At 66.1% G+C, this 20,059-nt stretch carries 17 protein-coding genes and 1 tRNA gene; 8 read left to right on the top strand and 10 right to left on the bottom strand.

Annotation, left to right across the window (positions count from 1 at the left end; genetic code table 11):
• Nucleotides 1–198: 198 nt before the first annotated feature.
• The 4 genes from ACQEVJ_RS44090 (at nucleotide 199) to ACQEVJ_RS44075 (ending at nucleotide 3,530) form a co-directional block, all read left to right on the top strand.
• Entirely contained in the window at nucleotides 199–1,755 is a 1,557-nt protein-coding gene (locus ACQEVJ_RS44090; protein WP_433111453.1) for a hypothetical protein, read from the top strand.
• Between the two features lie 401 nt (nucleotides 1,756–2,156).
• Nucleotides 2,157–2,516, top strand: a complete 360-nt coding sequence (locus tag ACQEVJ_RS44085; protein ID WP_433111450.1) for a hypothetical protein — start codon at nucleotides 2,157–2,159, stop codon at nucleotides 2,514–2,516.
• Nucleotides 2,503–2,580, top strand: a tRNA-Ser gene (locus ACQEVJ_RS44080). Before ACQEVJ_RS44085 ends, ACQEVJ_RS44080 begins: the two co-directional genes overlap by 14 nt.
• A 434-nt stretch (nucleotides 2,581–3,014) precedes the next feature.
• Nucleotides 3,015–3,530 carry an NUDIX domain-containing protein gene (locus ACQEVJ_RS44075; protein ID WP_433111447.1) on the top strand — a complete coding sequence of 172 codons (516 nt, stop codon included), beginning with the start codon at nucleotides 3,015–3,017 and terminating at the stop codon, nucleotides 3,528–3,530.
• A 43-nt stretch (nucleotides 3,531–3,573) separates the two neighbouring features.
• Here ACQEVJ_RS44075 and ACQEVJ_RS44070 read toward each other — a convergent pair whose 3' ends face one another.
• The 7 genes from ACQEVJ_RS44070 to ACQEVJ_RS44040 form a co-directional block, all read right to left on the bottom strand.
• Nucleotides 3,574–4,380: a hypothetical protein gene (locus ACQEVJ_RS44070; RefSeq protein ID WP_433111444.1), complete on the bottom strand. Its 807-nt coding sequence runs from the start codon at nucleotides 4,378–4,380 to the stop codon at nucleotides 3,574–3,576.
• 527 nt (nucleotides 4,381–4,907) lie between these two features.
• Complete coding sequence (locus ACQEVJ_RS44065) at nucleotides 4,908–5,810, bottom strand: phosphatase PAP2 family protein (protein ID WP_433111441.1); 903 nt, start codon at nucleotides 5,808–5,810, stop codon at nucleotides 4,908–4,910.
• Nucleotides 5,811–6,140: 330 nt separating this feature from the next.
• Entirely contained in the window at nucleotides 6,141–7,334 is a 1,194-nt protein-coding gene (locus ACQEVJ_RS44060) for a beta-ketoacyl-[acyl-carrier-protein] synthase family protein (protein WP_433111438.1), read from the bottom strand.
• Complete coding sequence (locus ACQEVJ_RS44055; RefSeq protein ID WP_433111435.1) at nucleotides 7,331–9,127, bottom strand: beta-ketoacyl reductase; 1,797 nt, start codon at nucleotides 9,125–9,127, stop codon at nucleotides 7,331–7,333. The genes ACQEVJ_RS44060 and ACQEVJ_RS44055 overlap by 4 nt, the downstream gene beginning before the upstream one ends.
• Nucleotides 9,124–10,194: a MupA/Atu3671 family FMN-dependent luciferase-like monooxygenase gene (locus ACQEVJ_RS44050; RefSeq protein WP_433111432.1), complete on the bottom strand. Its 1,071-nt coding sequence runs from the start codon at nucleotides 10,192–10,194 to the stop codon at nucleotides 9,124–9,126. The genes ACQEVJ_RS44055 and ACQEVJ_RS44050 overlap by 4 nt, the downstream gene beginning before the upstream one ends.
• Nucleotides 10,194–11,324: a 3-oxoacyl-ACP synthase III family protein gene (locus ACQEVJ_RS44045; RefSeq protein ID WP_433111429.1), complete on the bottom strand. Its 1,131-nt coding sequence runs from the start codon at nucleotides 11,322–11,324 to the stop codon at nucleotides 10,194–10,196. Before ACQEVJ_RS44045 ends, ACQEVJ_RS44050 begins: the two co-directional genes overlap by 1 nt.
• Nucleotides 11,321–12,241, bottom strand: a complete 921-nt coding sequence (locus tag ACQEVJ_RS44040; RefSeq protein WP_433111426.1) for a fatty acid desaturase family protein — start codon at nucleotides 12,239–12,241, stop codon at nucleotides 11,321–11,323. Before ACQEVJ_RS44040 ends, ACQEVJ_RS44045 begins: the two co-directional genes overlap by 4 nt.
• 711 nt (nucleotides 12,242–12,952) lie before the next feature.
• Between ACQEVJ_RS44040 and ACQEVJ_RS44035 the strand changes: the two genes are divergently transcribed.
• From ACQEVJ_RS44035 to ACQEVJ_RS44025, 3 genes are read left to right on the top strand one after another with little or no spacing between them, the layout of a single operon-like run.
• Nucleotides 12,953–13,711 (top strand): SDR family NAD(P)-dependent oxidoreductase, encoded by a 759-nt coding sequence (locus ACQEVJ_RS44035; protein WP_433111423.1) that lies wholly within the window; start codon nucleotides 12,953–12,955, stop codon nucleotides 13,709–13,711.
• A gap of 8 nt (nucleotides 13,712–13,719) precedes the next feature.
• On the top strand, nucleotides 13,720–14,469 hold the full coding sequence (locus ACQEVJ_RS44030; protein WP_433111419.1) for an SDR family NAD(P)-dependent oxidoreductase: 750 nt from the start codon (nucleotides 13,720–13,722) through the stop codon (nucleotides 14,467–14,469).
• A gap of 14 nt (nucleotides 14,470–14,483) precedes the next feature.
• Nucleotides 14,484–16,622: an MMPL family transporter gene (locus tag ACQEVJ_RS44025; RefSeq protein ID WP_433111416.1), complete on the top strand. Its 2,139-nt coding sequence runs from the start codon at nucleotides 14,484–14,486 to the stop codon at nucleotides 16,620–16,622.
• 62 nt (nucleotides 16,623–16,684) lie between these two features.
• Here ACQEVJ_RS44025 and ACQEVJ_RS44020 read toward each other — a convergent pair whose 3' ends face one another.
• The 3 genes from ACQEVJ_RS44020 to ACQEVJ_RS44010 form a co-directional block, all read right to left on the bottom strand.
• Complete coding sequence (locus ACQEVJ_RS44020) at nucleotides 16,685–17,299, bottom strand: sterol desaturase family protein (RefSeq protein WP_433111413.1); 615 nt, start codon at nucleotides 17,297–17,299, stop codon at nucleotides 16,685–16,687.
• Nucleotides 17,300–17,687: 388 nt separating this feature from the next.
• On the bottom strand, nucleotides 17,688–18,482 hold the full coding sequence (locus tag ACQEVJ_RS44015) for an FkbM family methyltransferase (RefSeq protein ID WP_433111410.1): 795 nt from the start codon (nucleotides 18,480–18,482) through the stop codon (nucleotides 17,688–17,690).
• Between the two features lie 60 nt (nucleotides 18,483–18,542).
• The gene (locus tag ACQEVJ_RS44010) at nucleotides 18,543–18,821 is read right to left on the bottom strand and encodes a prolipoprotein diacylglyceryl transferase family protein (RefSeq protein WP_433111407.1); all 279 of its coding nucleotides are present in this window, start codon (nucleotides 18,819–18,821) and stop codon (nucleotides 18,543–18,545) included.
• Nucleotides 18,822–19,055: 234 nt separating this feature from the next.
• On the opposite strand from ACQEVJ_RS44010, the gene lgt reads away from it, so the two are divergent.
• Nucleotides 19,056–19,952 carry a prolipoprotein diacylglyceryl transferase gene (lgt, locus tag ACQEVJ_RS44005; RefSeq protein WP_433111404.1) on the top strand — a complete coding sequence of 299 codons (897 nt, stop codon included), beginning with the start codon at nucleotides 19,056–19,058 and terminating at the stop codon, nucleotides 19,950–19,952.
• Nucleotides 19,953–20,059: the final 107 nt, after the last annotated feature.

Here is a 20,059-nt window from a genome sequence, read left to right as displayed (position 1 = left end):
ATCCGAGCAGCACCCCCGACCTCGGGACGGATCGGGGGAGCAGGGCGATTGTTCCGCCTGAAAAGCGGACGGTCGCAGCCTCCCCCGCCGACCCCTGCCTTGGCCTACTGGCTCACGCCTTCCGACTGCTGATCTGACGACGGTTTGCGGTTCGAGCGCGTGAACTGTGGGCAATTGCGCTGAGGAACGTTGGCGTTGATGGACAATCGTCTGGTGGCCATGCCGACTGAGATTGAGCGCTACATCCGCTTCCAACTGGAGCACCTCACGGCTCACAATGAGCATCACACGTTCGAGGAGATCAGCTTCCGCGTCGCGGAACGACGCCTGAGCAGCAACCTGTTGCCGGCAACCGGACCAGTAAGCGCCGGTGGCGATCAGGGCAGGGACGCCGAGTCCTACCACACGAGCCTCCCGCAGGAGCAGCCTGGAACGGAGGGTTTCGTGGCGCGTGCGACGAGCGAACCTCTCGTGGTTGCCGTCTCGGTACAGCGTACCGGATTGGAGACCAAGATCCGCGCGGATTTGAAAGCGATTTGTGGGCAAGGCGAGCCTGTAGCGAGAGTGGCTTTTTTTGCTGTACAGGAGATCTCGGTCGCTATTCGGCATCGCCTGCAAAAGCATGCCCGGGAGGCGCACGGTGTAAGTCTGGAAGTATTTGATGGACGGGCAGTAGCCCACATGCTTGCTCAAAACGACCTAATTTGGGTTGCACAGCGATATCTCGATATCCCCTCTCACCTGGTCGCTGCGGACCAAAAGGAACATGCAGTTAGCTTCGATCGGATAGGTGCGCAAGCCACCGAAGTGCGATACGGCCGGGTACTCGCCCCCAACCTTGCCGTGTTTCGCCAGTTTCGAGAGCCTAATCAGGTCATTGCGCGCGCCGACGCTTCAGTTCTTGTGTTTTTACTAGAAGAAGTTATTAGGCTAGGGGCCATTGATATTGCTGTCGATGCAAAGCGGTACATGAATGCAGTTCCCCGCCTTCCCGCCGTATTTGGACGTCGCGTAGTAGAAGTGGGTCGCACTGCGTCACATGCTGCGGCAGTGAGAATTCTCCGCCCGATAGCAGACGAGCAACAAATAGTTTTGGATGAGTTGCTGACCATGACGTGGAGGAAGGGATCGGGCACTTCGGAAGTTGCTATTGCGGCACTGATGGGCCTCGCCTCCAACCTAGAGAAGTTGATTTGCGGAATGCGGTATGGCTTGCAGGTGGACATCAACATCAGTGCAATGCGCGCTGCCGTTCGCATCCTGCTTGAATCGTCTCGGTCAGTAGAAGCGCGAGGAAATCTGATCACAATTGAGCAAGTCCTATCTACATACAAGCCTCACCGTGTAGGCGCCGTGGTTTGCACCTCAACCTCGCCTCCTAGACTAGTAGAGCTATTCCTAGAGCTAGCCGAAAATCCCCTATATCGTGAGCTCTCTGAAAACGTTAGAAACATGGGTTTTCGCGGAAAAGTCTCCGCCAGCATGACGGCGGTTGCGCGGATAGCTCAACGCCTAGTGGAAAAGAAGGCCGGTTTGGAGCTCGGGGGGAGGGAGGTGTATGTGTCTTCTGTGAATCCTGCTCCGGCGCATTCGCGAGTGATTGACATCTTTGAAGCGGATTATTTTCCGCCTATCGTATCGATGGCCGAGGCTTCGAAGAGGGCCCATGCAAGGTGGAAGGAGCTAGAACCCCAATTTATACCTGTATCCGGGGATAAAACCGATCTCACCTCCGGTGGCCCTACAGCCCGCTGAGCGTCGGATTACAGTAAGCGGACGTCGCCTAAACCCTGCGAACCAGGGTGAACGTCCACACGTCAACGAATCCCGTCACCTTTCACGCGCACGTGGCCAGGATCTCGGGACCCAACAGGATGATTGCTTCGCCGAGAGGTGGGGTCGAGTCGCCGGGTATCTGGACAGCCACCATCACCGAGGCGGGCAGGCACTACCTCGATCATGGTCCGTACGAGTCGGAGCCCGCGCTCGAGACCGAATGGCTTGGGGACGAACGGCCCTGCAGTCGAACGAGGCAAGAGCACCTCGCTCCCGACGGCCCTCCCCCGGACGCCACCGCACGTGCCATGAGGCGCCTTGGCAAGCGACCTAGACCTACCGGGGCCAAGCTGGTGATGCGGGAGATCAGGGAGACGTACATGCGCTACAAGGTCGTGGTCACGCGAGTCCAGGTGGCCGAACGTTTTGTGCGCGCCATCAGCGAGGAAGAGGCCGCAGCGAAGGTGCGGGATGAGTTCGACCGTCCCTACGGCTACTTCGGCTCGTGGAAGACGACCGCCTCCGAGATCGACGTGGCCGAGCAGACCACGGTGATCAGGCCGACACATCTGTCGGCCGAGGGGCCCGGTAGCCGCGCTGCGGCACTCGGCATCGATTGTGGAGGGCTCCACTGTCGAACGCTCTCCATCCGAGGCGCGGGATATGCGCGGGATGATCTTCCTTCGTCACGCCTTCACTTCAAGCTGAGGCCCAGGTCAGGACCGGTGCGGACGGGATAGCCGCAGCGGTCTTGAAAACCGCTAGGCCGGGTGACCGGTCTCGTGGGTTCGAATCCCACGCTCTCCGCTCAACCAGCCAAAACGGCGTCTGACCAGCGGGTTCGCCCGGTTCAGACGCCGTTGATGTTTCAGTCGTGCGCAGCCGTACGCCACCCTGAGCAGCCCTCGGCCGCTGCCCGCGGGATATGTACGGAATGATCTTGCTTCTCTCGGGTCAAGCACTAGGGACAGCCACGAGCGTCTACAGGAGTTGGCGGAGAAGCCCAATTAGGGAAGAACGATGCTGCGCAGCGAAGCGAGCGCCCACACCGCGAGGCACACTCACAGCGACTGGCTTGCTGCTTTGCGAACCACCTCCCGAGGAAGGCGGCTCATGCGGCCCTACGGCGGCTCGCGACGCGCGCTGGTCGGCCAGCCGGCCGGGCGTGCGGCTCTTCGGCCGGTCCCAGTCGGCGCCGCCCGCGCGCTATCAGACTCGAATCGAGGAGGGGATACTCGATGACCCGACTGCCGCGGGATCTGCCCATCGTGGAGCGCGACGTCGTGCGGCTGGTCGTACGAGACGCTCTCGATCGGATCCTGCTGTTTCACACCCGCGAGATCACCGCTCCAGAACTCGGCCAGTGGTGGGAACTGCCCGGTGGCGGCATCGATCCCGGCGAGAACCACCGCCAAGCCGCCCTACGCGAACTACGCGAGGAGACAGGCATCACGATCGAGGAGGAACAGATCGGGGCGCCGAATTGGACCCGCGACGGCTCGTTCCGCCACCGCGACGTCCGCCACCTCCAGCACGAGGTCGTCGTCGAGATCCGGCTGGCCGGGCCGGGACCCGACATCGACGACCGCTTCCGGCTGGACTACGAGAAAGAGGACTACTTCGGCTTCCGCTGGTGGCCGATCACCGAGGTGGTCACCAGCACCGACCAGTTCTATCCCCGCCGGCTTCCCCACCTGCTGACCTGCTTCCTCGATGGTGAGACGATCGACGAGCCGCTGGAGGTCTGGACGTGAACCGCAGCCACGACGCGGAGCCCACACCAAGCCCCCGCCCGGGTCAGCCCTGACCGCGACCGCCCCAGCCCCCCACCCCGATCGGCTCGACCCGGTGCCGACGGAGACCTGAGATGACTTTGATGGTGGACGTTGCCGTCACGGAGCTGCCGGCGCTTGGGGACTCAGCGGGCGATATATCAGCTTCGCTGGACCGTCGGGCTTCGAGGCTGACTTCCCATAGCTGGTTCATACTTCCCGCCAGAGGGGAGTAGTGAATCTTGGCGAGAACGGGGCGCTTCAGGCGCTTGAGAACCGCGGTCATCTGACGGGCGTTGCAGGCAATTGAGCCCACGCCCTCCTCGTCCGCTTTGCGCGGATCACCGCCGGTGAGCCAGTCGGCGTTACATGCCTCAGTGATTCGATTGAATCCAGCCATCCAGTCGTACCCGAGTTTCATCGGCTGACCGCCCTCCGGGGTGAAGGTCACGATGCCGCTGATGCTGGGGCCCGGAGTTCCGTCTCCGAGGTACCGAAGGGTGCCAAAGGCGACCTTGCCTCTCTCAGTCGCGACACCGGCCCAGAACTGATGGATCGTGGTGGCCTTGGTGCCGTTATAAACGATGCGGACCAGCGTGGGTCCGAGAGCGAAAACGAAAGCGAGGTCGCGAGGAGCACATGCGGTCTTGTCGAGGCCCTTAGCGCTTACGGCGTATTTGCCTGCGTTGTCCTTGGCATCGCATGTGACCGTTGTCCGGTAGAAGGAGGCCGAGGAGTAGTCAAGCCGGATCTCTTTAGCTCCGGCCAAAGGCTTCAGATTGAAACTCCTGATCCCGTAGTGCATCGTGACCGGCTTGGCTGCGCGCGGCACGATACGGAGTTTTCCCTTCCCGTCTGGCCAGGCCCAGCCGTACGCGACTTGGGAGAGGAGGAGGCTTGGGCCGGCACGGCGGTCAGGCCAGTCGCGATGAGGCCGAGAATGGCAGTGGAGGCTAACAGTCGCACGAGGTTCTCCTGGGAAGACGGCACGGCGCTACACGGGACGCACAGCCTACTGACCCGATACGACAGTTACTGGGTTCAGCCTGGTGCCAGGTTTCACCAGGAACAGCACTGGCGGTCCGGCAGCGCCCCCGGCCAGGTCCGGCCGCCCCTCCTCATTGGGGTGTCCTCGTGTTAACTGGGGTTGCCGTATGCGCTGCTGTACAGCACTCCCCCTTGGACACCGCTCACCTAAGGTACTTCTGCCGCCGATCAGACGTGTTACTCGAAAAGAAGGACGGAGCCCTGGTGCATTTGGGCGGTTTGCACGGCGCAGGTGCCAGGCGATTGCGTCCGGGCCGGCGTCCAAACCCTGGCCGGACAGTTCCTTGCGGAGGCGGGCGACCTTCCGTATATCTATGACCCGGACTTCGCCAGGACCTGGCGAGCTTTTCTCGGCAGCCGATCTGGCTGCCGGTGGATTTTGTGTCCGACTAAATAGTACACACCGATGGCGAAGGCCATTCCGGTCAATCCGTCGACGATATAATGGTGATTCAGATAAACCGACGCCAGGGCGACTAATGCCCAAAACGTGGTCGCAACGATACGCAGCGAACGGAAGCGCCAAGCGAACAGGACGGCTAGGAACGTCAGCCCTACGTGTAGCGACGGACAGGCGCCGAAGATGTTAACAGCATTCGAGTAACTGTTGGTGAACAAGGAGATGCCGAAAAGCTCGTCGAACCGAGCGGCGCCTGCTGCCTCGGCCGGCGCCGTGAGAACGGCGGGGCCAACACCGTAGTGATCAACATACCAAGGCGGCGGCGTCGGATAGACCAGGTGAACGATATAGCTCGCGAGATGAAGCCAAAGCAATGCCCACGTCACCCGCTGTGCATCGTCCCGGCGTTGACCGAAGCGCCACCACGCCGCAAATGCGAGAAACATCGGATAGAACCCGAGGTAGGCCAGGCCGCAGATCACGTCCAGCACTGGCCACGTGTGTATCTGGAACCAAGCCGCCGGCGTCACCTTGCCGGCCGGCGTGGCAATGCCGAACCACGCGAGCTCCCAGGTGCGCAGCTCGCTCACATGGACGGTCCTGGGGATGGCCCTTGGCACAAGGAAGCCATGTATGTCATAGGCGGCAATCACGAAGATGAGCGGCAGGAAAAACATGACAACGGGGCGCCAACGCTCCAGCATGAGGACAGCCGCCACGCTTACACCGGCGAAGAGCACACGAGAGACTGTGATGCCGCCGAAGGCGGCATGAAGGCTCACGAACGCGCCAGCGGCCACCACAGCGATGACCATTCGCGTCAAGAACCGGGTTCTGACGCGACGATCATTATCCGACATTCTCACGGCTGCTCTCTGCCGGAGCCTGCACCCGGACGCCGTGGCGTCGCCTCGATGTGACATATTCGTCCGCGAAGGCAGCGACGACGTCGCCGGTGGCGGGCCAAGCAGCCAGGCGGGCACATGCCTCTCGGGCATGGAGACCGGCGGCCCGACCGGCGCGTAGGTGCCGAACACCCGGTCTCAGAACGGCGACGTCACGCCCCCCGCCTCCCGGCGTGAACCAGCCTGTGGGCGCGGCTGAGCCTGTTGCCGACATTGCATCGCCTCCTGCTTCTGAACGGATCAGGTGCGCTGGAAGATGACCGAGGCGTTTAGGCCTCCGAAGGCGAACGAATTCGACATCACGGTGCGCATGGGGTGCTCCCGCGCGACGTTCGGCACGCAGAAGATGTCGCATTCCGGGTCGGGCTCGTCGTAGTTGGCGGTCGGGGGCGCCACCTCGTGCTCCAGCGAGAGCAGGGCGGCGACCGCCTCGATACCGCCCGAGGCGCCGAGGGCATGGCCCGTGGTGCCCTTGGTCGAGGACATGACAGGGACGGAATCCGCGCCGAATACCATCTTGAGCGCGGCGGTCTCTGTCGGATCGTTCGATCTGGTGCCCGTTCCGTGCGCATTGATGTAGTCGACGTCATCCGGCCGGAGCTCCGCTTCCCGCAGGGCCTTCGTCATGGCCTTGGCCATGCCGTCGGCGGAGGGCCTCGTGAGATGCCCGGCGTCCGCGCTCCAGCCGGAGCCGAGCACCGAGGCCCGGGGGACGAAGCCCCTGGCGCGCGCGTGATCGGCCGATTCGAGGACCAGCATCCCAGCCCCCTCGGCGAGCACCAGGCCGGCACGTCCGGAGGCGAAGGGCCGGCAGGTTTCCTGGGCCAGCACTCCGAGGGCGGCCCACGCGCGCAAGGGTCCCTCCACCAGGCAGGATTCCGTGCCGCCGCACACGGCGACGTCGACGACGCCCGACTCGACGAGCCGGGCCGCGATTCCGATGGCGTGCGTCGCGGACGCGCAGGCGCTGGACACGGCGAAGGAGGGGCCCTGGAAGCCGAAGGCGGTGGATATCCAGCTCGCCGACGCGCTGCTCATCGACCTCGGCACGGTGAGGGGGCTGACCCGCCGACGCTGCCGGTAGAGCAGGTCATACTGCTCCTCGATCGTCGCGACGCCCGCCGCACCACTACCGACGATCACCGCCACTCGGTCCGGGTCTACGGCCTCGGCCTTGAGGCCGGCGTCGTCGAGCGCGCTCCGCGCGGCCTCCACGGCGATCAAGGCGGACCGATCGCACAGGGAGGGCTTGGGCAGGATCGACCCCGAGATGAAGTCCGTGGAGCGGATCTCCGCCACGGGCACCCGTACCTGCGGACAGCCCGACGGCGGCGCGAAGTGGGGGGACGGATCGACCAGGCCTTCCCAGAAGGCGGGCAGGGTCGATCCGATCGACGTCAGCACACCGAGCCCGGATACGGCGACGCCCCTCATCGGCGACCGCCCTCCAGGATGGGCTGGTCCGAGCTGCGAATACGCTCGTCCAACTTCTCGGCCATCATCATGAGCGTGGCGTCCGTGTCGACCAGGACCTCGTGGAGCTCGAGACGGACCGCGAACTCACGGTCGACGATGAAGAGCAGTTCGAGCGCGATGAGCGAGTCGATCCCCATATCCAGCAACGGCTGGTCCGGGTCCACGTCCGCGGGCGCCCTGCTCAGCATGGCCGCGAGATGACCCTGGATCACCTCGACGATGAATTCGAGGCGCCGCCCGTCCTCAAGCTCCGACAGGTGTTCCAGCGACAGCCCGACGGGCTCCACGTCTGCGAGTGGCTCCAGCACCGGCCGCTCCCTGAACCACGGAAGCGCGGCCAGAGCCGAATCGTCCCACGCAACCACGGCGAGGTTCGGCTCATCTTGGGACAGAGCCATGCTCACCGTGGACAGGACCTGGTCGACCGTCAGTCGCCTGAGGCCGAGCCGCTCCCACGACTCGTGCAGATCCGCCCCCTCGCGCGTGGCCCCGAAACCCACCTCGCCGACGGGCCCCCAGGCGATGCTCACGGGGCGGACCCGTCCGCCGTGAAGGCGGCGCGCCACCCCGTCGAGTACGGCGTTCGCCGCCGCGTAGTTGGCCTGCCCGGGGGAGCCGAGCGTAGCGGCGGCGGAGGAGAAGAGCACGAGCGCCTCGGCTTCCAACTCCTCAGCGAGCTCGCTCAGCAGCAAGGCGCCGTTGGCCTTAGCCCCGATCAGCACCTGGGTCTGATCCGGGGTCGCGGACTGGAGTGACGCGACGCACGAACGGCCGCCGGCCCGCCAGTGGGAGGCCAGGTGGAAGACGCCGCCGATCGCTTCGCCGCGCAGGCGGGCCGTGAGCCGGCGCACCTGCTCGGGGTCGCCCACATCGAGAACCTCGTAGTCCACGGTGCAGCCCATGCTCTGGAGCCGCCGCAGATTCCGCTTCCTGTCGTCGTCGAGGGGAGTGCGGCCGAGGATCAGGAGTCGCTTGGCCCCGCTGCGGGCGAGGCAGCGCTCGATCTCGAAGCTGAGCCCCATCACGCCGCCGCTGACGATGTGCAGGCGCTCCATGGAGATCCCCTGACCGCTGGCCGGCGGCGGCAGCATGGAGGCCGTCAGGCGGGCCACGAACGGCCCGTCGTTGTGGAGCAGGACCTCGTCCTCGGAGGAGCCGGAGAGCAGGTAGGCCGCCAGCATCTCGCTCGCCGTGCGCGGGTCGTCGACGCTCACATCCACGAGGCCGCCCCAGCTGTCCGGGCTCTCGGCAGCGTGGCAACGGCCCAGGGCCCAGGCGAAGTCCTGCTCGGGCCGGACGGTGTCGCCGCGTCGCGGGCCGTGGAGTCCGGTTCTCGTGACGATCCACAGGCGGGCTCCCGGCCGGGACGCCACGTGCTGGCACGCGCGCACGACGGCGTGTGCCCACGCCCAGGCCCGTTTGCCGGTGAGATCGAGATCGGCCAACGGCGGCGTCTCGTCGATGAAAAAGACGTACCGCTGCTCGCGTCCGTCGTCACCGGGCACGGGCGAAGCGCCCGCAGACGCGGCGGAGACGTCCTCGCGAATCACACTGACCTGAGGGTCACCGGCCCGAAGGACCGAGGAGAACTCGTCGGCGCACCGACTGGGGCCCCACGACTGTACGACCCAGGACGTCTCCGCCGCGCCGTACCGGGGCTCGAAGGCGCCCGTCTTCTCCCAGTGCAGCGTGAGGATCCGCGGCGAGTCCTCGACCTCGTCGACGCCGAATTGCTGTGATCCCGTGGTCATGGCGCGTCCCCCTGTCCCGCCTCGCGTCCGACGTGGTCGTTGACGTCACTGAGATATGGCAGCTGCCGGCGGACCTGCTCGCCGCGCAGGCCGAAGTCCACCAGACACGCAACCTCGTCGACCCCGATGTCTTGCATGATTTTGAGCGTGTCGAGGGCGTTCTGCGGCGTCCCGATCAGCGACCGGCCGTCCAGGGCCCGCTCGAAGTGGATGCGCGCGAACTGGTCGACATAGCCGGCGTTCAACCGGTTGAGATCGAGCCCTCGCTTCCTCGCGGTGGCCAATCCCCTGGCCAGGGGCGCCATCGTCTTGAGGTATTCACAATAGGGATCGCGGACGGTTTCGATCACTTCGTCCCTGTCGGGCCCGACGAAGGTGTGGAGCATGACCGCGACGCGTCCGTCGGCCGGGTCGCGGCCGGCCTTCTCGAATTCCTCGCGGTAGGCCGCGATGTTCTCCTCCAGCTTCTGGAGGTTGCCGTCCAGGACGTGGGTCAGTACGCCCTCTCCCCGGCGGCCCGCGCTGCGGATCGTCTCGGTGCTCTGCGCCGCCGCGATCCAGACCGGCAGGTCCCGCTGCACCGGACGCGGCAGCGTCCGCACGTGGATCGCTTCGCCGGTCCCCGAACGGGCGTCGTGCAGGCCGCCCTGCCAGAGGGACTGCACCTGGTCGATCAGCTCGAAGAGCAGCGCGTGCCGTCTCTCGTAGCGCTCGGGGAAGAAGGCGAAGTCACTCGGCAACCAGCCGGAGGCAAAACCGGCCTCCAGACGGCCCCCGCAGAGATTGTCGAGCACCGCCAGCTCTTCGGCCATTCTCAAGGGGTCGTGGAGCGTCGCGACCAGGCTGCCGGATCGAAGCGTGAGCCGGTCGGTACGCGCCGCGACGGCGGCGAGCAGCAGCAGGGGATTCGGGAAGGGAGCGCCGAAGCTCGAGAAATGACGCTCCGGCAGCCAGATGCCGCAGAAGCCCTGCTGATCGGCGAACTCGGCGAGCTCGAGAATCGTCTGATACTGGTCGCCGGCCTTGTCCGCGAGGGCGCCGGAGAAGAACATCAGGCTCAAACGCATCAGACCACCGCCTCGGCCGGTCGAGCCTGCCGTACGCCCTCGACATAGGCGAATCCGCCGTACATGAACTTCGTGGCCTCCGCCCCGAGAACGCCGAGCACCTCACCCGGGCGCAACAACCGCTGCTCGCGCACGCTGTGCAGGCCGATCCAGGTCGAGGCCGAGCCGGTGTTGCCGTAATCGGCCGCGCAGTTGTGGAACTTCTCCTCCGCGACACCCAGGATCGGAGCCAATATCTGGGCCAGCCGCCCGTTGGTCTGGTGCGCGAGATACCGGGTCACCTCCCCGGTGCCCAGCCCGACCGACTTGAGAGCCTCGAAACCGGCGCTGAACAGCTCCAGGCCGTGCTCGCGCGTCAACGTGTAATCGTTGATGAAACCGTGCCTCTCCGCCGAGTCGGCGACGGTGTGGGACGGCTGCGACGATCCTCCGGCGACAAGGCTGAAGCCCGAAGGTCTCCCGAGGCCCCGTGTGCCGAAGTAGACGTTGTGGAGGTAGGCCCCGTTGCCTTCGCCATGCCGGGACAGGATCACCGCACCCGCCCCGTCACCCATCTGCGCGACGTTGACGAGCTGCCCGCGGTCAGAGATCGCGTCCTCGACGTCGAAGAGGGTCGAACCGGTCTCGCTGCCGACGATGCACACGCAGTCGGCCGCCATCGACGTCAACATCGAGCTGGCGATCATGAGCGCGTTTGCGAAGCCCGTGCACGCCTGCCTCAGCTCCATGTACTGGCCTGGGTAGCCGAGACGGTCGGCGACCCACGCGATGTTCGGGGGCAGCAATGTGTGCGGCGAGGTCGTATGCCCGATCAGGAGGTCGATGTCGGCGACCGTGCGGCCGGCAGCGTTCAGCGCGGCGCGGATCGCCCGCTCACACAGCTCCGGATTCGTGTCGCCGTCGCGTGGCAGTTCACGAGGCTTGACGAGGTCACGAGACAAATAGCGCTGATAGATGCCCAGCTGGTTCGCCAGCGTTCCCACGAACTCGGACCGGTGCTTGTCGGCACGCAGGGCCATGAACCCGACCATGTCGTCGTTGGAACGGGGCTTGCCCGGTAACGAGATGCCGGTTCCCAGGACACTCAGCTTGGCGGGGATCATTCGGGGCGGCGGGGGCGTCTCGATCATTTACCTGCCTCGGTCAGCTCTTCCTGCCGCGGCTTGGGCAGGAAGACGGGGTTGGTGGTCAGCCGCCGGATGAAGGCGAGCGTGAACCCACGCTCGTAGGGGACTCCCAGGGACTGCAGCTCGCTGCGCAGCACCTTCGAGACCGCGACCAGCCGCGGGCCGGGCACCGCCGGATAGAGATGGTGCTCAGCGTGGCGATTCGCGCCGCTGAGGAACGCCTGCCCGAAGATGTCGCAATCGAAGGAGGTGCTGGCCTGCAGACTGTCCTCGTCCACCAGGCCCTGGTGGTAGACGATGTCGTTCATGCTGCCGAGCACCCACCCGGCGAGGATGGTCCACAGCAGGAAGTGCCACTGCACGGGTGGCAGCACGAAACCCAGCCCGCCGTACAGGGTCACCGCCGCGACCGGCCCCCGCAGTGCCCGCACCACCCCCCGCTTCCGCAGCGCGATGTACGGCGCCCGCACCAGCAGGAAGACCGGCGCCCCAATCACAGCGGCCACCGCCAGCAGCGCGATCGTGACCGGCTTCGGCCGGCGGGGGTAGATGACCTCCTGGGGATCGCGCTCGGTCCGGAATCTCGCGTGGTGGGTCAGGTGGGCGATCCGATAACCCGTATAGGACGTCCCGACGATGACGGACAGCGCCTCACCGATGAGCCTGTTGCCCTTACCGCTCCGCGCCAGGTGCCCGTGGGCGGCCTCGTGCATCAGGCCGAAGACACCGATGAATTGAAGTGCGCCCACGACGAGGGCGAGTCCTTTGACGAGAGTCTCGAGTGGACCGGAATACGTGGACCCGAACGCGACGGCCAGGACCAGCAACGTGGCGTATGCGGGGAACTTCCCCATCTGCCAGGAGACCGGCTGGAAGTATTCGGACGGGAGCGTGCCTCGGAAACCTGTTTCTGCTGCCACCCTCTGCCCCTTCCCATCGAACTCCCTGCCGGGAGCTGAGCGGCCGCCCGGAAATGCGGCGCGCAACTCACCGGGCCAGGGCGAAAGAAGTCGTTCTGGTGACGCCGAAGCCCAGCATCGGCTGACAAGAATTTACGCGCAAGGAATTCGGACAGTCCATTTGTCCCATGGGGAGTATAGGGGTGCCTCTGGAGTCTAGACAAGTGGGACCATAAACGTTTACTTGACGTAGTGAGCGAATTGCGCGCCGCGCCGATCGGTCTATTCGCCGCTCCGCTCGGCCGGCCTTCTCACCTCGGGATTCTCGATAGTTGAATAACTTACAGACGTGTCAGCCGTACGGCATAAGCCCTGATGGTTGGGGTTGCGGACAGATGGGGATCGCGGTAGGCGGAATTAAGGCCAGAAATAATCCCGGCGAACGGGAATACGGACAGGCGGACCGCGGTGGACGGAATTACGGACATCGGATCGTCCGAATAGGTCCCCGCGAATCCACAGGCCAGACCGACCGCATGTGCCGCCACTGCACACGTATCTCTGAACCGGCTCACCAGCGTTCTTTGCCGCAGAGCGTAAGACCCTCGCGGCGAACAGTCGGCGGCGACACGTGAATTCGCTACATCTCGCCAGATGCAGGGGCGGCTGGGTCAATGGCGGATACATCTGATGTGTCTCGAAGAAGGGCGGAACCCTCGCTAGTATTCGGGAATGCCAACCGCTCTTGTCACGGGTGCCACAGCCGGTCTCGGGCTGGAATTCGCACGTCAGCTGGCAGCCCGTGGTGACGCGGTCGTTCTCGTCGCTCGGACGGAAACCCGGCTGCGGGAGGTGGCCGCCGAGCTCGAGTCCGCGCACGGCGTCACGACCGAAGTGCTCGTTGCCGACCTCGCCGACCGGGCCGATGTCGACCGGGTCACCGAGCGGGCCCGGACCGTGGACACGGTGGTGAACAATGCCGGATTCGGTTTACGACAACGCTTCTTGGACAACGACCTCGCCGTCGAGGAGGAGATGTTCGAGGTCCTGTGCCGGGCCGTTCTCGCCATCTGCCATGCCGCAGGCCGGGCAATGAAGGAGCGCGGCGGGGGAAAGATCATCAACGTGTCCAGCGTGGCCGGCTGGCTGGCCTCCGGTACGTACTCGGCGGCTAAATCCTGGGTCACCGTGTTCAGTGAGAGCCTCGCGGGAGAGCTCGCCCCAGCTGGAGTCACCGTCACAGCCCTGTGCCCCGGCCTTGTCCGTACCGAGTTCCACCGGCGCGCCGGGATCGGGACTGCGACGATCCCGGCTCCGGCCTGGCTCGACGCCCGGCATGTCGTGCGCACCTGTCTGCGGGACGCGGACAAGGGCAAGGTGATCTCGGTCCCGGGTCTGCTGTACAAGGGAATCGTTCTCGCCGCGCGCCTGGCGCCCCGGCGCCTTCTACGACAGAGCGGCACTGCCGTCGCGGGGGCCCGCCGGTCATGACCACCGCGATGATCACCGGTGCAACCTCAGGGATCGGGCTGGAGTTCGCACATCAGCTTGGCGCTCGCGGCCACCACCTCGTTCTCGTCGCCCCGGAGGCCGATCGCCTCGAACAGGTCTGTGCCGAGCTGGCCGGGACATACGGCGTCGAGGCCGAGGCCGTCCTCGCCGACCTGTCCGTACGCGCCGATGTCGCGAGTGTCGCCGAACGCGCGCGCAGCGTCGACATCCTGGTCAACAACGCCGGATTCGGACTACAGAAGTGGTTCCTCGACAACGAGCGAGCCGTTGAAGAGGCCCTCCTCGACGTGTTGTGCCGCGCGATGTTGGTCGTCAGCCATGCCGCCGGCCGTTCCATGCGTGACCGGGGCAGCGGCACGATCATCAACGTGGCCAGCGTGGCCGGCTGGGTCGCGGGAGGGACGTACTCGGCGGCCAAGTCGTGGGTCATCGCGTTCAGCGAGGGCCTGGCCACCGAGCTGGCCTCCGCCGGGGTCACCGTGACGGTGCTGTGCCCGGGATTCGTGCGCACGGAGTTCCACCAGCGAGCCCAGATCAGCCTCGACAACTTGCCCGACGCCCTCTGGCTCGACGCGCGGCGGGTCGTCCGCGAGTGCCTCACCGACGCCGGCGAGGGCAGGGTGATCTCAGTGCCGAGCCGGATCTACAAAGGACTGGCCTGGATCGCCCGGGTCGCGCCCCGCCGGTTCGTGCGCAGCGGCGGCAAACTCACCCAACATCGCCCGCCATTGCGGTGAGGGCTGGAGGAGCAATGAGTGCTGCGGTACATGACAGCCGGGCTGCCCGGGCCGTCGCGCGGGTGGGCCGGGTGTGCGTCCGGCACCGGTACGTCGTGGTCGGTGCGTGGGTGCTGCTGGTGCTGGCGCTGGTGACGGGCGCGAAAGTGATCGGCACGCCGACGGACAACGATGTGAGTTTGCCGGGTACCGACGCCCAGCTCGTGCGGGACCTGACCGCGTCACCGGGAACTCCGCTCACCGCCGGGATCGTGATCCTCGTGGCCCGGGAGGGGCGGCTGGACGACGGGACCCACTCCGGCGTGTTGACGGCGACGGCGGCCTCCCTGCGCGGGGCCGCGCATGTGACCGCGGTGAAACCACCCTCGACGCGGGACGGGTCGCTGTCCGCGGACGGACGCACCGGCTGGTTCACGGTGGGCCTGGATGTCCGCCGGGCGGAGCTCACCAAGGCCATGGCACACGCCGTCACCGACGCCGCCCGGCCCGCCGCCGACGCCGGCCTGCGTGTACTCCCCGGCGGGGCATTCGCCCAGGTCATCGACGGCTCGGGCAGCACCGGCAACGAGTTCTTCGGCCTGATCCTGGCCGCCCTCGTACTCTTCTTCGCGCTCGGCGGCCTTGTCGGTGCGGCGCTGCCCCTGCTGACCTCGGCGCTCTCGGTGATCGCGACGCTGGAGACCGTCGGGCTCGCAGGGAACCTGACCTCGATGCCGGCGGTGGCGACGACCCTGGCTCTCATGGTCGGCCTCGGCGTCGGCATCGACTACTCGCTGTTCCTGCTCAGCCGGTTCCGCGGGCTGGCGCGGTCGGGCATCGCGGTGCCGGAGGCGATCGAACGCGCGGTCGCCGACTCCGGTACGGCAGTGGCCGTCGCCGGTGTGACGGTGGCGGTCGCGCTCGCGGGCCTGAGCCTGACCGGGGTGCCGCTGCTGCAGACGCTCGCCTGGACATGTGGGATCGCGATCCTGTTCGCCGTTCTCGCCGCGCTCACCCTGCTCCCCGCTCTGACCTCGCTCGCGGGAGGCCGGCTCGTCCGAGGCGGGAAGCTGTACAACCGGCTGGCTCGCCGTACCGGCTCCGGTGGCTATTGGGCACGCCAGGCCGACCGTGTGACTCGCCGGCCCTGGCTGGTCGGCGGGCTCGCGCTCGTGCTGCTGGCCCTGCTCGCCGCACCGGTGACCGACCTGCGACTCGGCCAGCTGGACGCCGGGTTCTCGCCGGAGTCCACCTCCGTCCGTCAGGCGAACGACGCCATCTCGGCGGCCTTCGGCCCCGGCACGGGCACGCCGCTCACCGTGCTCGGCCGGCTGACGGCGCCGGTCACCGATGTCCGGGATCCCCGCGTGTCCCAGCTCGTGGCGACGGTGCGGGCCCAGCCGGGGGTGGCCGCCGTCGGGCCGGCGGCGCCGTCTAGGGACGGGCGGATCGTCACGGTCCAGGTGATTCCCTCGACCTCGGGCGGTGACCCGGCGACGGCAGACCTCGTCCATCGCCTGCGGAGCCAGTCCGTGCCGGGCATGACCGTGCACGTCGGCGGCAACACCGCCGCCCGGGTGGATCTCGCCGACCGGGTCGCCGACAAGCTGTCGCTCGTCACCGGAGTCGTGCTGCTGCTGTCGGTCGTGGTCCTGCTGCTGGCCTTCCGGGCACCGCTGCTCGTCATCAAAGCGGCCGTGATGGACCTCATCTCCATCGGGGCGGCTTACGGCGCCCTGACGGCGGTGTTCACCTGGGGATGGGGCGTGACGTGGATCGGGCTCTCCGGTTCAGTACCCATTCCGAGCTTCGTGCCGCTCATGCTCTTCGCCCTGCTGTTCGGCCTTTCGATGGACTACGAGGTGTTCCTGCTGAGCGACATCCAGCGTCGCCGGAACCTGACCAGGGACAACCTGCGATCGGTCCGTGAGGGCCTGATCGGCACCGGCGGCGTGATCACTGCGGCAGCGGCGATCATGGTGGGGGTCTTCCTCGCGTTCGTGCCCAACGACGACCCGACCATCAAGATGTTCGGCGTCGGCATGGCGGTCGCGATCGCCGTGGACGCGACCGTCGTCCGCTGCCTGCTCGTCCCCGCCACGATGGCGATGCTCGGCGACCTCACCTGGTGGACACCGGGCCGTAAGCGGGTGCGCATCGCCGAGTCAACCTGATGAGTGGCCGGTGCCGTCCCGCCTGATCCCCGCGGCCACGGCGGCACGGTCGCCGCCCGCCGTCACCGCGCGGAGGCCGGCACCGCGGGGTCGGGAACGTCCCGTACCCGGCGCACGAGCACGTAGTCCTGCGCGTAGGCGTCAACGAGCTCCCCGCTTTCGGGGTCGAGTAGCCAGGGCATGGCGAGCCGTTTGGGCACCGCCAAGGGTGTCGTGAACGGCACGTAGGTGCCGAAGACGTGGTCCCACACGGTCGAGGTGACGCCGAAATTCCGTCTCGGGGTGTGGAAGTGATGCTGGACGTGCTGCAGCCGCAACCACCGTCCGTAGGCCGTGCGCGGTGCCCTTACATGAATCATGCGGTGGACCGCCTCGTAGACGATGTACATGAAACCGAGTCCGCACGGGAAGGCCGCGGCTTCGAAGTGGCCGGAAGCCAGCCGCAGGATCGCGACAAGGGTGCCGACCACGAAGACGACTCCGAGGAGCTTGCGGGGCCAGCCGACCATGTGCAGCGGATTCGCGTGATGGAGTGCGTGCTCCTTCGCGAACGGGTTGCGGAGCCGGCGGGAGTGGAAGAGCTGCCCGTGCAGCAACCACTCCAGGAAGGTCCACGTGACGACTCCCGCGGCGAAATAGGCCAGCACTGCTGCTACTGCGGTGCCCGATAAAGTCATGGTGCGCTCTCCAATCTTCACGTCAGTCTGAAACGGCCGGCTCCGGTTCTTTCGGCGAAAACAGCGCTTTGCTGATGTCGTGGATGGTTCGACGCTGGTACGTGCTGAGCCTCCCGCAAGGCGGAAGGAAGCCGACTTTTATCCCCATTGTGTCATCCAGAAGCGAGCGCATCCATCCCCTCTCTGGCGGACTGCCGAGAGGGGAAAGGCGCGAATCCTGGCAACCTGTACTACTCCCACATGGAGCGTTGACGTAAGCAGGCCGAAGACGGCACCCCGGCCGCCTCGAAAGGCGGTGCAAATCGCCGAGGCCGAGGAGCCGGCCCGGCTGCGCGTCGAAAACAAGAAGCCCAAGGCCACCGACGCCGAACCCGTCTGATCAGGTCCCTCAGTAGAGCCGTGCTTTGTCCGCCAAGAACAGATAGTTGCGGCGCCCGGCCGCTACCTTGTCGACTCTAACCCAACGGCCGCTTGCCCATGCATACATGGCATAGTCTCGTTTCCGCAGGTAGCCGACGATGTCGTCGGAGGTCATGCCGTACTTTTCCAGGTGACGGTCTATGATCTCCAATAACAATGTCGGCCGACACTGCTCAAGGATCCGCTGCGCTCCCGTGAGCACCCCCGATTCGAACCCCTCGACGTCAACCTTCATGAAGTTGACGTGCGCTATCCCCTGCCGGGCGCAGACCTCATCAACGGTACGCACTTGGACGGTCAATGTTCGGCTGGAAGAAAACGAGACCTTACGCCCATGGCGCTGCAGCCCGATCTGCAGGTGCGCCCAGGTGTGGATCGGCAGGCCGAACCGGTAGGGCAATGTCATGAGATGAGACCCGGCCACCGGTCCAAGCGCTGCGTTGTACACGTGGATGTGGTCGGCTCCTGAGGCACGGCGTCCCGCCGCCAGGATCCGGTACGGGTTGGGCAGTGGCTCGAAGCTGTGCACCTGCCCGGCTGGACCCACGAGCGCCGCCAGCGGATAGGTGTACATCCCATACGCGGCTCCGATATCGAGGCACACATCGCCGGGCTGCACGAGCTGGGCCAATCCGAGGAGCTCCGGTTCGCTGATGTAAAGGGTGGCGCATCCTCGCAGCATCAGGTCCAGGGCGCTGAGCCGGAAAGTGCTGATCGTCCGCTGGCGAGCCGGCGCGACTCCCGCCCGAGGGGTCCTGCTCACTGGTAGATCACCCCACTCAATTCAGTTTGCGGATGTTACTGCTGGTTGTCTCGTTCGCCCTTAATGCAGAGGACATGTCCGATTTGTCAACAGGGACGGCATTGTCGCTTCCCAAACCCTGAGGGCGCCGACGATGCCGCAGGGCACCGCCCACACGGCGATGTCGAGAGCGGCGTGCGGAGGCGCGCCACGGCTGCGCATGTACCTGTCCGTGACGATGCTCGCGCCGACGATTCCGGAAATCATGCACAGCGCATAAGTCCGGACCGAAATCTCGATGAAACCGAGGGCGACGTACCAGACCGCGATTTCGGGGCTTGGGATGATCGCGAGCGTCACGGGAAAGCACACTACCGGCATCCCCTGAGGTCGTACAGCAATCGCGGTACTGAATGCGGCCATAAACCCCTCGAAAGGCGCAGTCGCCCACGGCCACCAACCCACGACACGCCGCGTGTCGACGCAGATTCGCCACGTCAATGTCATCGGCCAGGTCGGCTACTTCACCTGCAAGGGTTTGCGATCAGGTCACGAATGCGGTCGAGCGGCCTCATGTTGACTAGCCTTACCGGCATGCCCCTTGCCTCGATTCCCAGCCCTTCCCAAGGGGTCTGGCATCTCGGATTCTTCCCGGTCCGGGCCTACGCATTGTGCTTCATCGTCGCGATCGTCTTCGCCACCTGGCTCAGCGAGCGCCGCTGGCGCGCCCGCGGCGGCGAGAAGGGCGCGATCAGCGACATCGCGGTCCCCGCAGTGATCTTCGGCCTGATCGGCGCTCGCCTCTACCACGTCATCACCGACTGGCAGACCTACTTCGGCCCGCGCGCGATCAAGGAGCCCTACCGGGCGCTGTTCATCTGGGAAGGTGGCCTCAGCATCTGGGGCGCGGTCGCCCTGGGCGGCGTCGGCGTGTGGCTGGCCTGCCGCCGCCGGGGGCTGTCCTTGGGCGCCGTGGCCGACACGGTCGCACCCACCATCGCGTTCGGGCAGGCGATCGCCCGCTGGGGCAACTGGTTCAACCAGGAGCTGTACGGCGGCCCGACCACGTTGCCGTGGGGCCTGGAGATCGACCAGGCGCACGGCGGCGAGCCGGGCGTGCTCTACCACCCGACGTTCCTGTACGAGTCGCTGTGGGACGCGGCGCTCGGTTTCGGACTGATCCTGGCCGGCAGGCGCTTCACGCTGCGCCACGGCCGCCTGTTCGCCCTCTACGTCGCCGGCTACACGTTCGGGCGGTTCTGGATCGAGGGGCTCCGGATCGACCCGGTGGGCGGAGTGGACCACGCGGTGACGCTCCTGGGGCTGCGGATCAACCAGTGGACCTCGATCGTGCTGTTCATCGGCGCGCTGGTCTATCTCTGGATGACTCGTGACAAGGACACCGACCAGATCGAGGTGCCGGCCTCACAACACAAGGCCTCGCACGAGGAGAACGGCGAGCAGGCCTCCGATCCGATCGAGAGCACCTGACGCGACCGACATCCCGTCAGACTCTTGGTGGTCGCGGGTGGGGTCGATGGTCGGCACGGCAGACGGGGCCGCCTCGTGGGGTGCGGCCCCGGTGCGTGCCGGTGCGT

It is taken from the genome of Microbispora sp. CA-102843 (genome assembly GCF_050936215.1).
GTDB lineage: Bacteria > Actinomycetota > Actinomycetes > Streptosporangiales > Streptosporangiaceae > Microbispora.
This window is presented reverse-complemented; position numbering and strand designations above follow the sequence as displayed.